Source organism: Wenyingzhuangia sp. IMCC45467 (assembly GCF_054111205.1).
The window spans coordinates 2,038,603-2,051,996 of sequence record NZ_CM134196.1; the positions used below are offsets into that span (position 1 = coordinate 2,038,603).

Annotated in this window: 12 protein-coding genes; 7 read left to right on the top strand and 5 right to left on the bottom strand. The window is 31.0% G+C overall.

The genetic code is table 11. The features are described from left to right. Nucleotides 1-22 precede the first annotated feature (22 nt). The 5 genes from ACXGQT_RS08685 (at nt 23) to ACXGQT_RS08705 (ending at nt 6,103) form a co-directional block, all read left to right on the top strand. Nucleotides 23-1,078, top strand: a complete 1,056-nt coding sequence (locus ACXGQT_RS08685; protein ID WP_457828205.1) for an endonuclease/exonuclease/phosphatase family protein — start codon at nt 23-25, stop codon at nt 1,076-1,078. A 44-nt stretch (nt 1,079-1,122) separates the two neighbouring features. Further along, nucleotides 1,123-1,491, top strand: coding sequence for a hypothetical protein (locus ACXGQT_RS08690; RefSeq protein WP_457828206.1), 369 nt, complete (start codon nt 1,123-1,125; stop codon nt 1,489-1,491). Between the two features lie 102 nt (nt 1,492-1,593). Continuing rightward, nucleotides 1,594-2,271 carry a tRNA (adenosine(37)-N6)-threonylcarbamoyltransferase complex dimerization subunit type 1 TsaB gene (tsaB, locus tag ACXGQT_RS08695; protein WP_457828207.1) on the top strand — a complete coding sequence of 226 codons (678 nt, stop codon included), beginning with the start codon at nt 1,594-1,596 and terminating at the stop codon, nt 2,269-2,271. Nucleotides 2,272-2,373: 102 nt separating this feature from the next. Then, a complete protein-coding gene (locus tag ACXGQT_RS08700; RefSeq protein WP_457828208.1) occupies nt 2,374-4,626 on the top strand; it encodes an inorganic phosphate transporter in 2,253 nt (750 codons plus the stop codon). 256 nt (nt 4,627-4,882) lie between these two features. Further along, nucleotides 4,883-6,103 (top strand): porin, encoded by a 1,221-nt coding sequence (locus ACXGQT_RS08705; RefSeq protein WP_457828209.1) that lies wholly within the window; start codon nt 4,883-4,885, stop codon nt 6,101-6,103. 44 nt (nt 6,104-6,147) lie between these two features. Here ACXGQT_RS08705 and ACXGQT_RS08710 read toward each other — a convergent pair whose 3' ends face one another. From ACXGQT_RS08710 to ACXGQT_RS08720, 3 genes are all read right to left on the bottom strand, one after another. Then, complete coding sequence (locus tag ACXGQT_RS08710) at nt 6,148-7,320, bottom strand: OprO/OprP family phosphate-selective porin (protein WP_457828210.1); 1,173 nt, start codon at nt 7,318-7,320, stop codon at nt 6,148-6,150. A gap of 76 nt (nt 7,321-7,396) precedes the next feature. Beyond that, complete coding sequence (locus tag ACXGQT_RS08715; RefSeq protein WP_457828211.1) at nt 7,397-8,584, bottom strand: pyridoxal phosphate-dependent aminotransferase; 1,188 nt, start codon at nt 8,582-8,584, stop codon at nt 7,397-7,399. Between the two features lie 26 nt (nt 8,585-8,610). Continuing rightward, on the bottom strand, nt 8,611-9,702 hold the full coding sequence (locus tag ACXGQT_RS08720; protein ID WP_457828212.1) for a fatty acid desaturase family protein: 1,092 nt from the start codon (nt 9,700-9,702) through the stop codon (nt 8,611-8,613). A 165-nt stretch (nt 9,703-9,867) separates the two neighbouring features. Between ACXGQT_RS08720 and rsmG the strand changes: the two genes are divergently transcribed. Then, the gene (gene rsmG, locus ACXGQT_RS08725) at nt 9,868-10,512 is read left to right on the top strand and encodes a 16S rRNA (guanine(527)-N(7))-methyltransferase RsmG (protein ID WP_457828213.1); all 645 of its coding nucleotides are present in this window, start codon (nt 9,868-9,870) and stop codon (nt 10,510-10,512) included. After that, on the top strand, nt 10,512-11,204 hold the full coding sequence (locus tag ACXGQT_RS08730; protein ID WP_457828214.1) for an outer membrane beta-barrel protein: 693 nt from the start codon (nt 10,512-10,514) through the stop codon (nt 11,202-11,204). The genes rsmG and ACXGQT_RS08730 overlap by 1 nt, the downstream gene beginning before the upstream one ends. Here ACXGQT_RS08730 and ACXGQT_RS08735 read toward each other — a convergent pair. After that, nucleotides 11,199-11,798: a hypothetical protein gene (locus tag ACXGQT_RS08735; RefSeq protein ID WP_457828215.1), complete on the bottom strand. Its 600-nt coding sequence runs from the start codon at nt 11,796-11,798 to the stop codon at nt 11,199-11,201. The two genes, ACXGQT_RS08730 and ACXGQT_RS08735, sit on opposite strands and share 6 nt — an antisense overlap. A 3-nt stretch (nt 11,799-11,801) precedes the next feature. Continuing rightward, nucleotides 11,802-13,256: an RNA polymerase factor sigma-54 gene (rpoN, locus tag ACXGQT_RS08740; RefSeq protein ID WP_457828216.1), complete on the bottom strand. Its 1,455-nt coding sequence runs from the start codon at nt 13,254-13,256 to the stop codon at nt 11,802-11,804. Between the last annotated feature and the right edge of the window lie 138 nt (nt 13,257-13,394).

A 13,394-nucleotide genomic window follows, 5' to 3' on the forward strand; every position in this document is an offset into this window, starting at 1 on the left:
AACTCATTCTTAACTAAAAGTTATGTTATTGATAATTAGAGCCTGGTTAATCGTTTTTTTTAGTTTAAATTTTTCTTTGGTTTTTGGTCAAAAATCATATATAGTTCAAACTGTTGCGTTTTACAACTTAGAAAACTTATTTGATACTATTAATGATACCACCAAAATGGACGAACTAAGTCCTATGATGGAAATAAAATCAAATAGAAAAGAAATTTATTTAGATAAGCTTTCTAAACTATCTAATGTTCTTTGTGAAATAGGCAGAGAACAAAACAATTTACCTCCCTCTATTATAGGGGTTGCAGAAGTGGAAAACCGAAAAGTATTAGAAGATTTAATTGCCACACCTCCTTTAGCTAATTACAATTACGGAATTATACATTTTGACTCTCCCGATCAACGAGGAATAGATACCGCTATACTCTATAACAAAGAGGTTTTTAAACCTACTCATAGCGAAGCCATTCCTGCAAATTTATACAACAACAATAAAATAGTTTATACCAGAGATATTCTTTGGGCTACAGGTTTTTTATTAAATGAAAAAATTCACATATTAGTTAACCATTGGCCCTCCAGACGAGGAGGAGCTAAAAAAAGCAGTATTTTAAGAGAACGTGTTGCCAAAAGAAATTTAGACGTTATTGCTAACATACACGAAGATGAGCCCAATGCAAAAATTATTGGCTTGGGAGATTTTAATGATAGCCCTACCGATAAAAGTTTTAAAAAAGTACTAAAAACCAAAGCTTCTAAAAACAAATTACAAAAAGGCGATTTGTACAATCCTTTTGAAGAAATGTTTAAAGAAGGTTTTAACACACTTGTTTATCAGGGAGATTTATTTTTATTTGATCAAATTTTCTTTAGTGATAACTACATCACTTTAAACAAAGATTATAGTGAATTTAGATTTTATAAAGCAGGAATACACAACCCTAGTTATATGACCTTAAAAAACGGAAAATATAAAGGAAGTCCTAAAAGGAGTTTTTCTGGAAGCACTTATATAGGTGGATATAGTGACCACTACCCTGTTTACAGCTATCTTTTAAAAGAAAAAAAAACCAATTAAAAAACTATTGTATCTTTAGTTTAAAACAACAACTAATTTAAAAGATGAAAAAGACAACTATTATATTGTTACTTTTAATACTAAGCTCCTGCCACTATATTAACAATGGAATTATTGTAGAAATAAAAAAAACTACTCAAACTCCTATTTATAACGTTACTTTTTCATCGGACAAAAACACAAAATTAGAGTTTAACATAATAGAGCCTAACAAATCTATTAAGGCTTTTTTGGATATGAAAAATAATGAAAAAAGAGATGGTCAATATACTTTAAAATTTAATTGTGAAAACAACAACAAAGTAGAAATGACTAACGGTTATTATTCTAACGCACAATCCTTAGACAGCAAAATAACCTACAAAATATCAAAAGACACTACTCTTGTTGATTTTAGCAATATTCCTTATTAAAACCTCTACTTTAAAAAAATAAAATAAAAGCCAAGATTTAGCACATGTTATCAAATATGTTTACTTTTCAAGCTTTAAAACAATCCACATAAAATATATTATATGGCTTTGATACTTACCTTAGAAACATCAACTAAAAATTGCTCCGTTGGTTTGGCAAAAGATGGTGTTTGTATTGCTTTAAAAGAAGAAAATAAAGGAGACTATTCCCATGCTGAAAAGCTACACGTTTTTATAGAAGAAATTTTAGCATCTAAAAACATAAAACCTACTGACTTAGATGCTGTAGCTGTAGGAAAAGGTCCTGGTTCTTACACGGGGTTGCGCATAGGTGTTTCCGCTGCCAAAGGGCTTGCTTATGCTATTCAAAAACCATTAATTGCCATAGATACTTTAAAAATATTAGCTAAAACCATAAACATAGAACAAGGATTAATTGTGCCAATGATTGATGCCCGAAGATTAGAAGTTTACAGTGCTATTTTTAAGAAAGACTACACTTATTTAAGAAGTGCCGAAGCAGAAATTATTGACGAAGCTTCTTATCAAGATTTGTTACATGAGCAGCCTGTTTATTTTTTAGGAGATGGTGCTTTTAAGTGCAAAGAAATCATAAAACACAAAAACGCTAATTTTATAGATGATAAGTTCCCATCTGTTAGCGAAATGGCTTTTTTAGCCGAAGAAAAACATCAACAAAACGATTTTGAAGATACTGCATATTTTGAACCATTTTATTTAAAAGACTTTGTAGTAACTCCACAAAAAAAGAAAGTTTAACAATGTGATTCACACACAAATCACAGCTTATTTCATAACATTTAATTAACATTTGAACTTGCTTTTTTTTAGTAATTTTGAGCCCTAATTTAATTATTCCAAATGGAAAATATTTACTTTTTAATGATCATTGCTTTGGCTGTTTTAGCAGCTATTGATCTAGTTGTTGGTGTTAGTAATGATGCCGTAAACTTTTTAAATTCTGCAATTGGATCTAAAGCAATTACTCCCAAAAAAATAATGATGATAGCAAGTATTGGAGTACTTGTTGGTGCCGTTACATCTAGCGGAATGATGGAAGTAGCTAGAAAGGGAATTTTTGTTCCCGGTCAATTTTACTTTGACGAAATCATGTACATCTTTATGGCTGTAATGATTACCGACATTCTATTGCTAGATATTTTTAACACCTTAGGAATGCCAACCTCTACTACAGTTTCTATTGTATTTGAATTGCTTGGAGCTGCCGTTTCTATGGCTTTGATAAAAATATCGGCAGATGACACCAAAACTATTGCAGACATTTGGCAATATATTAATCACGAAAAAGCACTGCTAATTATTTTTGGTATTCTACTTTCGGTGGCTATTTCTTTTACTGTTGGAGCTCTAGTTCAGTTTGTCTCAAGAATAGTTTACTCATTTAACTTAAATGATAAAAAATCTTATATAAACGCTATTTTTGGAGGATTGGCCATTACTGCTATTACCTATTTTATTTTTGTAAAAGGAATGAAAGGAACTCCTTATTACGCTAATACCAAACACTTAATTGAAGGACAAACATTAAACATTCTCCTTATTGGTTTTCTTGGTTGGACATTAATTTCTCAATTGTTGATTAGCTTATTTAAAATAGATATTTTAAAAGTAATTATAGGTATTGGAACCTTTTCTTTAGCCATGGCTTTTTCTGGAAACGATTTGGTAAACTTTGTAGGAGTACCTATAGCAGCATGGAATTCATTTCAAGCATGGTCTGCTTCTGGAGTTGGAGCTAGTGAATTTTCTATGGGAATTTTAGCAGAAAAGGTACCATCTAGTCCAATGCTATTAATATTGGCTGGTGGAATTATGGTCGTTACTTTATGGTTTTCTAAAAAAGCAAAAACGGTTATTGAAACAGGGGTAAATTTATCTAGACAAGGTGATGGACACGAAAAGTTTGAACCAAACCCTGCCTCTAGAGGAATTGTAAGATTTGGAATGTTAATCAATTCAGGTTTAAACTTATTCATTACACCTAAAGCCAAAAAATACATAGACTCAAGATTTGAAAGACCTTCAATTGTCATTTCAAAAAATAAAAGTTATGAAGTACCTGCTTTTGATATGGTGAGAGCCTCTATCAATTTAGTAGTTGCTGGTATTTTAATTTCTATAGGTACTTCTTTAAAACTTCCTTTATCTACCACTTATGTTACCTTTATGGTTGCCATGGGTACTTCTTTAGCAGATAGAGCTTGGGGTAGAGAAAGTGCTGTATATAGAATAGCCGGAGTATTAAGTGTTATTGGAGGTTGGTTTTTAACAGCTTTAGTTGCCTTTACTTTTTCTGCAATTATTGCTTTCTTAATCTATTTAGGAGGGCCTGTAATGGTTGCTGTTTTACTTTTAACAGTTCTTTTCTTAATAGCAAGAAACTATATTATTCATTCTAAAAAAGAGAAAGAAAAAGAAGCTAAAAAAGCCATTAAAAAAGAAACTATTGATACTATTAACGGTGTTATCAACGAAAGTTCAGACCACATTATACAAGTATTAGGAAGAGTACAAAAATTATACTCTAACGTAGTAATTAATTTAGCAGATCAAAACTTAGACAAGCTAAAGAAAAACGACAAACACGTAAATAAACTTAACCAAGAAATTGATGAGTTGCGTAATGATGTTTTCTATTTTATCAAAGGATTAGAAAAAAGCTCTGTAGAAGCTAGTAAATTCTATATTTCTGTATTAGGGTATTTAGAAGATATTTCACAATCTATAAGTTATATTTCTAAAATTAGCTATAAGCACGTAAACAACAACCACAAGTCTCTAAACAAAGAACAAATTGGAGATTTAAAAGCGATTATGAAAGGGTTAGAAACGGTATTAAACGATATTTCTAAGGTCTTAAAAAATCAATCTTTTGAAGATTTGTCTATTATTTTAGAAAAGAAGCAAGCCCTATTAGAAAATGTTTCAGAATCTTTAGGAAAACAAATAGACAGAATTAGAACTGTGGAAACCAGTCCAAAAAACACTACTTTACACTTTGGAATTATTATGGAGTCAAAAGATTTAATTATGGCTTTAATCAACTTAACAGAATTGATTAACGAAATTCAATCTAACGTTATAAAGAAGTAACAAAAACAGATATCATTTTTTCTAAAAGGTCAACTTTATAATACAAAGTTGACCTTTTTGTTAACATTAAATTAACATTAGATTTAAATATCTCAATTTTTTTACAAAGTAAATTATGTAACGCATGAGTCAATTTCATATAAAATCTTATACGCAATAACTTTAAAAACAAAAACAAGTCAAAAAAGTAGTTAACATTAAATTAACACTCATTAACAAATAATTAACGTAAGTTTGCTCCTCATTTAACAAAATTATGAGGACAATTAAACAACTAACGTTATTTATTTCAATCTTAATGTTTTCTTTTTCAAACCTAAATGCACAAACTATAGGGAAAAATACTTTTGGAAAAGGAATTTTTAACACCGTATCTAAAGACAGTACATGGAGTATGAAGTTTGGGTTAAGAATGCAATACCTTACTTCAGTTGGTTTAGATGCTGATAGTCATCAACAATTTAATTTTGATCCTGTTAACTACCAAACAGACACTAAAATTAGAAGATACCGTTTAAAATTTGATGGTTTTGTACTAAGCCCTAAGGTAAAGTATAAAATAGAATTAGGAATGTCTAATAACGACACCGGTTCTGCTAATGAATATACCAAACTTGGTCCTAAATTAATTTTAGATGCCGTTTTAAAATGGAATTTTTATAAAAACTTAGAACTATGGGCTGGTCAAACAAAACTACCTGGTAACCGTGAACGTGTTATTTCATCGGCAAACATGCAATTGGTAGACAGATCTTTATTAAACAAAGAATTTACTTTAGATAGAGATATGGGGTTTCAATTGAGAAATCATCACACTATTGGATCACAGTTTTTAATTAGAGAGGTTTTTGCCATTACGCAAGGAGAGGGAAGAAATATTACTACAGGAAATGTTGGAGGACAACAATATACTAGTAGGATAGAAGTTTTACCTTTTGGGGCTTTTACAAGTAAAGGAGATTATTCTGGTGGAGACTTAAAAAGAGAGGCCAAACCTAAATTATCTGTAGGAGCTACTTACAACCATAATGATAGAGCTTCTAGACAGAGAGGAAGTCAAGGAAGTATTATAGAATTAATTGAAGATAGCGGAAGCGCTGAAGATCATGTTTTTGCCACAACTGATGTAAACACCTCTTTTGTTGATTTTATGTACAAACACAACGGCTATTCAGCCATGGGAGAATTTGCTTATAGATCTGCAGACGACACAACAATAGGAGACAATCCTGTTAAAGTAGGAAGAGCTTATAACTTGGCCACAGGATACTTATTTAGTAACAATTACGAAATATCTGCTAGATATACACAAGTAGATTACAAAGGTGTTTTAAACACTAAAGAACAATACACTATAGGGGTTTCTAAATACATCGTAGGACATGCATTAAAAATTCAATCTGACTTTAGTTACACAACCGTTGCTGGAAATGCTGACGGCTTACAACTTAGGCTACAGTTTGAAGTTCATTTTTAAACAAAACAAAAAAAGCTCCTTAATTATTATGGAGCTTTTTTTATTTAAAAATCTACCTGAACTCTTACCTGAGACACCAATACCTCTCCTTTATCAGCCACATCAGCATATACTTCATTAAACATAAATCTTACATAAGGATTCAAATACCAGTTCACACCAATAGTAACATCTTTTTGACTTCCTTCTTTAATTGCATGGCTGTTTAAATTAACATAAGAATATCGTAAAGCAAGCTCCCAAGCACCACTATAACTATCGTTTAAATTATGCTTAGGAGAAATTCTATTAAACATGCTGTAGGAATTCTTAACACTTTTGTGCTCTCCAGTAATAAACCAACTAGCTTGACCGTAGTAAGTATAAAATAGATTGGTAATTTGAGCTTCGCTATACACATCAGCACACATATACTCCCCTTGTAAATTAAAAGATTTATAGCCATAAGCCATTTCAGAATTATAAATATTTACATGTTTAACATCCGTAAGTCCACTAATAGACAGATAAGAGATCGCGCTTAGATTTACCTCAGGCTTTATATTTACATTATACAATCTATCATCATATTTTCTGTATGAACCTGCAATACCAACATGTAAAAACTGATTGTTTTTAGCAATTGGCATTCCAGTCAATCTAGTTGTAATAACAAAACTATCATCAGCTATTTTATCATTCCCTGTATTAGAATCAGAATTCCTAAATACTCCTAATTGATATGACAATCTATTTTGTACATAATTATTCATCAATAAGACACCACTATTACGAATAGGCATAAAGTCTGTATTAAAAGATCTTTCCATAAAAGTTAAATAGCTACTACTATTTAACACATCTAACCTCATAGGCTCCTTAACCTGGCCAACTCTAATAGTACCTATGAAAGGAACATTTTTAATTCCTATATACGCATCTCTTAATCCTATTTGTTTATTTATAAAATTAAGCTGCAGTTTATATTCTATATTACTATACAAACCCCCTTTTACATATAAAAAGATACGTCTAAATTGTTCACCACTTTTTGCTTGTTTATCTGTATAAGCATTACTTAGTTTATTAGACTCTATAAAATAAGCATTATCAAACATCATTTTTCCTCCTATTTTTAGAGATTCATGTGGAGATAATAATTGTACGGTGTTTTTTTGTGAAAATGAAACGTTAAAAACGAGTAAAAAAAGGAGTTCTAATTTTAAATAGAATTTCATGTTTATTTTTTTAAAAGTAAAAAACCGCTTTTGACATCAAAAGCGGTTTCTATTTTATCTTAAAAAAGATATTGTATTATGATAAAACTGTTTTTATTCTTGCTACAGCCTCTCTTAATTGCGCTTCAGAAGCTGCATAAGAAATACGAATACAGGTTGGAGCACCAAAAGATTCTCCAGATACCGTAGCTACGTTAGCTTCTTCTAATAACAACATAGAAAAATCAGCTGCTGTTTCAATAGTTTTTCCTTTAAATGTTTTACCAAAGAAAGCAGATACATCAGGAAAAATATAAAACGCTCCTTTAGGAACATTTAATTTGAATCCTTCAATTTCTCCTAATAATTCCAACATCATATCTCTACGTTTTTGGAACTCCTCAACCATATAACCTATTTTTGATACAGGTTCTGTTAAAGCAGTAATAGCAGCTCTTTGAGCAATACAGTTGGTACCAGAAGTAATTTGCCCTTGCATTTTAGTACAAGCTTTTGCAATCCATTCAGGAGCACCAATATATCCAATTCTCCATCCTGTCATAGCAAATGCTTTTGCCAATCCATTCACCGTAATGGTTCTATCGTACATAGATGGAATACAAGCAATACTAAAGTTTGGAGTACCGTAGTTAATGTGCTCATAAATTTCATCAGAAATAATATAAATATCAGGATACTTTTCTAACACTGCTGCCAATGCTTTGTAATCTTCCTCTGTATAAACAGTACCACTTGGGTTGTTTGGAGAGTTAAAGAATATCAACTTAGTTTTAGGAGTTATTGCTTCTTCTAACTGAGCTGGAGTGATTTTAAAATCAGTTTCTATGGTAGATGGAATTTCTTTGTAAGTAGCTCCTCCTAAAATACCTAATGCAGAATAAGAAACCCAATATGGTGCTGGTAACAAAACCTCATCTCCTGGGTTTAATAACACTTGAGTAATGTTTGCTAAAGACTGCTTAGCTCCTGTAGAAACTACAATTTGACTTGGCTTGTAGTCTAAGTTATTATCTCTCTTAAATTTTAAAGAAATAGCTTCTTTTAAATCTGCATAACCATCAACGGGACTATAAGAGTTATAGTTATCATTAATTGCCTGTATAGCAGCATCTTTAATATAATCTGGAGTATTAAAATCTGGTTCTCCTAAGCTTAAGCTAATGATGTCTTTTCCAGCTGTTTTTAATTCTCTTGCTTTTGCAGCCATTGCTAATGTAGCCGATGCTGGTAAACTCGTAATTCTGTCTGATAAAACTTGTTTCATTGTATAATTTACTTATTATATTGTACTTATCCCATTTGGGGTTGTTTTCCTAAAATAATTAACTGATTAATATGTGCTGCTAAAGCCTCTTTAATAGTTTCATATTCGTGATATGGCAACTCAAACTCTTTAGCTGTTTTCTTTACTATTTTAGAAATGTCTTTGTAGTGAACATGAGATATTGTTGGAAATATATGATGTTCTATTTGATAATTTAACCCTCCTAAAAAGAAAGAAACTACTTTGTTTTTTGTGGCAAAATTGGCAGTTTCTTGTAATTGATGAGCTGCCCAACTTCTTTTTTCTTTTTCTAATTCTTCGGCTGATATTACTTCTACAGCATCTGTAATATGTGCCAATTGAAATACAACACTCAGTACCAAACCAGCCACATAATGCATCACCATAAAACCGATTAACCATTGATACCAAGCAATATCCATTACTAACAAAGGCAAAGCCAACCAAAACAAGTAATACACAATTTTTGTCATAATTAACAAAGTCCATTCTTTTGTCGGATTCAACTCTCCTTCTGCACTTAATTTATGTTTTATGTATTTTGGAGTTTGTCTAAAATCTACCACCAAAGCCCATTGTATGGTTAATAAACCATATAAAAAGAAAGCATAAAACCTTTGGTACTTATGAAAACGTTTCCATGGTTCATGTTTCGAAAGCCTAATAACTCCCTGTATATCAATATCCTCATCAATTCCTTCAACATTGGTATAGGTATGATGTAACAAATTGTGTTGTACTTTCCAGTTATACACATTTCCTGCTAAAATATAAATACTATTTCCCATCAATTGGTTAACCCACCACTTGCTAGAAAACGATCCATGATTGCTATCATGCATTACATTCATTCCAACTCCTGCCATACCTAAGCCCATAATAATACACATAATAATGCGATATATATTTGCCATAGGAAAAAACATCAATGCTATATAGGGAACAAACAACAAAGAGAACATTAATACAGCTTTAGAGTATAGCACCCAATTCCCTGTACGTTTAAGATCATTGTCCTTAAAGTATTTGTTAACTCTTTGATTAAGAGTTTTAAAAAATTGATTATTGCTTTCTCTCGAAAAACTTACTTGTAACATGTATAAATAATATTCAGCCTACAAAAGTAACTAATTTTTATTCAGTTTATTTCAATAATCGTAGAAGAAATTTAAGATTTAAACGTTTTTTTTATAAATGTAAAGAACATTTAACTAAGTGATTCCTATTTGTTTTCATATGAAATCATTTACTTTTGCATCACCATGATAACAGTAGACATAATTTTAAAATATTTTCCAGATTTAACGGAAACACAAATAGCTCAATTTACAAAGCTAGAAAACCTATACAAAGAGTGGAATGCTCAAATAAATGTAGTTTCTAGAAAAGATATTGATGAACTATATATAAGACACGTATTACATTCTTTAGGAATAGCAAAAGTACAACCTTTTAAACCTGGCTCTAAAATTTTAGATGTTGGTACAGGTGGTGGTTTTCCTGGAATTCCATTGGCAATTTTATTTCCAGAAACAGAATTTATGTTAGTAGATTCTATTGGTAAAAAAATAAAGGTTGTAAACGGTGTGGCACAAGGAATTGGATTGACCAATCTTACAGCAGAACACATGAGAGCTGAAAAAGTAAAAGGAGAGTTCGACTTTGTAGTAAGTAGAGCTGTAACTGCTATGCCCGATTTTGTAAAATGGGTAAAAACCAAATGCTCTAAAAAGCACAACCACTCACTTAAAAACGGAATTTTATACTTAAAAGGAGGTGATTTAACAGAAGAACTAAAAGACTTTCCTAACTGTACCTTATATGATTTACCAAATTATTTTGAAGAAGATTTTTTTGAAACCAAAAAAGTTGTTCACCTGCCACTAAAACACAAACCTGGTAAATAATGAATTTAAAACACTTCATTTTATGGTTATTCGTTTCAAGTTCTCTTTTTGCACAAGAAGAAAACGAAGAAGCGTATATGTATGTTGATGACCACTATCTTGAAGATCAACTATATTTAGGAATACAATACAACTTTTTAACAGCTACCAACAACGGACTTAAAAACACAGGTGTTCCTTTTAGCCTAGAAGCAGGTTTTATTAAAGACATTCCACTAAACAAAAAACGCAACAAAGGCTTAGGAATTGGTATTGGCTATAGCTTTGACGTTTTAAGACCAAACGTTGCCATTACCAAAAACGGAAATGATCTTGTTTTTAATATTGACAATAATTATAGTAGATACGATTACACCAGTCATAATATAGAGTTTCCTATAGAATATAGATGGAGAACTTCAACCGCTACCAACGATAGTTTTTGGAGAATTTACTCTGGAGCATCATTTATTTACAATATAAACAACAGTGCTAGTTTTGATGACAACAATAGCACAACCACAACATTTAATAACATTACCGCATTAAACAACACCAACTTTTCTCTTTATACTTCTATAGGATTTGGAACATGGAATTTTCATATAAAATACTATATAAACCCTATTTTTAAAGAGGGTACCAAAACACAATCCGGAGACTCTTTAAATTTTAATCAATTAAAAATAGGAATGATGTTTTATATTTTATAAAACAAAACTTATTAAGATAGGAAGCAACAATCCTAGAACTGATCCAATAATAATTTCTTTAAAATTATGAGCCTGTAATTTTAATCTTGTCGTGGCTAACAATCCTGTCATTACAAATAACAAAGCAATTATAAGTACAGGGTAATGATATGAAGCACCATAAATTATAGCAAACCCTAACAAGCCAGCCATACCTAACATATGGAGACTCACTTTTATATTTTTAAACAACAAAAACACTGTAATCATTAAACCTATTGCAGTTGCATAAGCCAAAATAGTCAACTCCCTTAATTGCCAAATACGCCCTAACATTAGGGCTAAGAATATATAATCAACAATCATAAAAGCAACTGGCAGCTTTCTTTCATGAGCACTAGTTACCTGAATACTTTTTATTTGTCCCATAAATTTTAGCAAAAAAATGGTTAACAAAGGCACTAAAAACGTCCCCCCAGCTACAATAAAAAAGATCAGATATATTTGCATTTTAGAAATAGGCAAAGGCAATACATTTAAATATACCCAAGCTCCAAACATGGGTAAAAATATAGGATGAAGAATTACTGAAATTGCCTTATATAATTTTTCCATGCTTTAAATTTCCTTTCTCAATCTCGCAACAGGAATATCCAATTGCTCTCTATATTTTGCAACAGTTCTACGCGCAATTAAATATCCTTTTTCTTTTAAGTGAGCAGATAACTTATCATCCGTTAAGGGTTTCTTTTTATCTTCATCTTCAATTACTGTTTTTAAAATACTTTTTATTTCTCTGGTTGAAATATCTTCTCCTTGATCGTTTTTCATAGATTCTGAGAAAAATTCTTTTACCAACTTGGTTCCATAAGGAGTAGCACAATATTTACTATTAGCCACCCTAGAAACGGTAGAAATATCCATATCTATTTTTTCGGCAACATCTTTTAAAATCATTGGCTTTAATTTGCTTTCATCTCCTGTTAGCAAATATTCTTCTTGCATTTTCATAATGGTGCTCATGGTTACCATTAAAGTTTGCTGACGTTGCTTAATGGCATCAATAAACCACTTAGCAGAATCTAATTTTTGCTTGATGAACTGCACAGCATCTTTTTGAGATTTGGTTTTTACTTTTGCTTCTTGATATCCTTTTAACATGTTGTTATATTCTCTAGAAACATGTAATTCTGGAGCATTTCTAGAATTTAACAACAATTCTAATTCTCCATCAGAAATTCTAATAGTAAAATCTGGAACCACTTGTTCTGCAATTTTAGCATTCCCCACCACTGCTCCTCCGGGTTTTGGATTTAGTTTTTCAACTTCTTTTATAGCTTCCTTTAGCTCCTCTTCAGCAATATCAAACTTAACCAATAACTTGCTGTAATGTTTTTTTACAAACGCATCAAAAGCAGTATCTAGTATTTTAACTGCCAACTCTACAGACTTTGTTGGTGTTTTTGCTTCTAATTGAATAATTAAACACTCTTTTAAATCTCTTGCTCCAACCCCTGTTGGTTCTAGTTTCTGAACTACTTCATACAAAACTTCATCTACCTTAGCTTCATCTACAAAAATATTTTGAGTAAAGGCTAAATCATCAACAATATCAATAGTATCTCTTCTTAAATAACCGTTGTCATTAATACTTCCTACCAAAAATTCGGCAATGGTATATTCCTCATCATTCAGTGTAAACGTATTCAATTGATTGATTAAGGATTGATGAAAACTTAGACCTCCTTCATAAGGAACTTCTCTTTCTTCATCATCGGCAGAATAGTTATTGGCTTGCAATTTATAACTAGGAATATCATCATCGCTTAAATACTCATCTATATTAATATCATCGGCAGCAATAGATTCATTTCCTTCATCAGCATAATCGTCATAATTATCTTCGTATGTTTCTTCTTGTTCTTTACCGGACTCTAATGCTGGGTTTTCCTCTATTTCTTGCTCTAATCTTTGTTCAAAAGCTTGAGTTGGCAATTGAATCATCTTCATCAACTGAATTTGTTGAGGAGATAATTTTTGAGATAATTTTAAATTTAAGCTTTGTTTTAACATAATTTTAGTCTGATAGATAGGCTATTTATCTAAGATAGTAAAGTATTTCTTAGAAACAAGACATTCGCTCATCAAATTTAATGCCGAATTTTAAAAACCCTTTTTTTTAACATAGTTTAAGAAACAAAAACATTACAA

Coding starts and splice junctions, on each gene's coding strand:
- ACXGQT_RS08720 (WP_457828212.1), bottom strand. CDS start 9,702: ATGTTACAAGTAAGTTTTTCGAGAGAAAGCAATAATCAATTTTTTAAA.
- ACXGQT_RS08705 (WP_457828209.1), top strand. CDS start 4,883: ATGAGGACAATTAAACAACTAACGTTATTTATTTCAATCTTAATGTTT.
- ACXGQT_RS08735 (WP_457828215.1), bottom strand. CDS start 11,798: ATGGAAAAATTATATAAGGCAATTTCAGTAATTCTTCATCCTATATTT.
- ACXGQT_RS08730 (WP_457828214.1), top strand. CDS start 10,512: ATGAATTTAAAACACTTCATTTTATGGTTATTCGTTTCAAGTTCTCTT.
- rsmG (WP_457828213.1), top strand. CDS start 9,868: ATGATAACAGTAGACATAATTTTAAAATATTTTCCAGATTTAACGGAA.
- ACXGQT_RS08700 (WP_457828208.1), top strand. CDS start 2,374: ATGGAAAATATTTACTTTTTAATGATCATTGCTTTGGCTGTTTTAGCA.
- ACXGQT_RS08710 (WP_457828210.1), bottom strand. CDS start 7,320: ATGAAATTCTATTTAAAATTAGAACTCCTTTTTTTACTCGTTTTTAAC.
- ACXGQT_RS08685 (WP_457828205.1), top strand. CDS start 23: ATGTTATTGATAATTAGAGCCTGGTTAATCGTTTTTTTTAGTTTAAAT.
- ACXGQT_RS08690 (WP_457828206.1), top strand. CDS start 1,123: ATGAAAAAGACAACTATTATATTGTTACTTTTAATACTAAGCTCCTGC.
- tsaB (WP_457828207.1), top strand. CDS start 1,594: ATGGCTTTGATACTTACCTTAGAAACATCAACTAAAAATTGCTCCGTT.
- rpoN (WP_457828216.1), bottom strand. CDS start 13,256: ATGTTAAAACAAAGCTTAAATTTAAAATTATCTCAAAAATTATCTCCT.
- ACXGQT_RS08715 (WP_457828211.1), bottom strand. CDS start 8,584: ATGAAACAAGTTTTATCAGACAGAATTACGAGTTTACCAGCATCGGCT.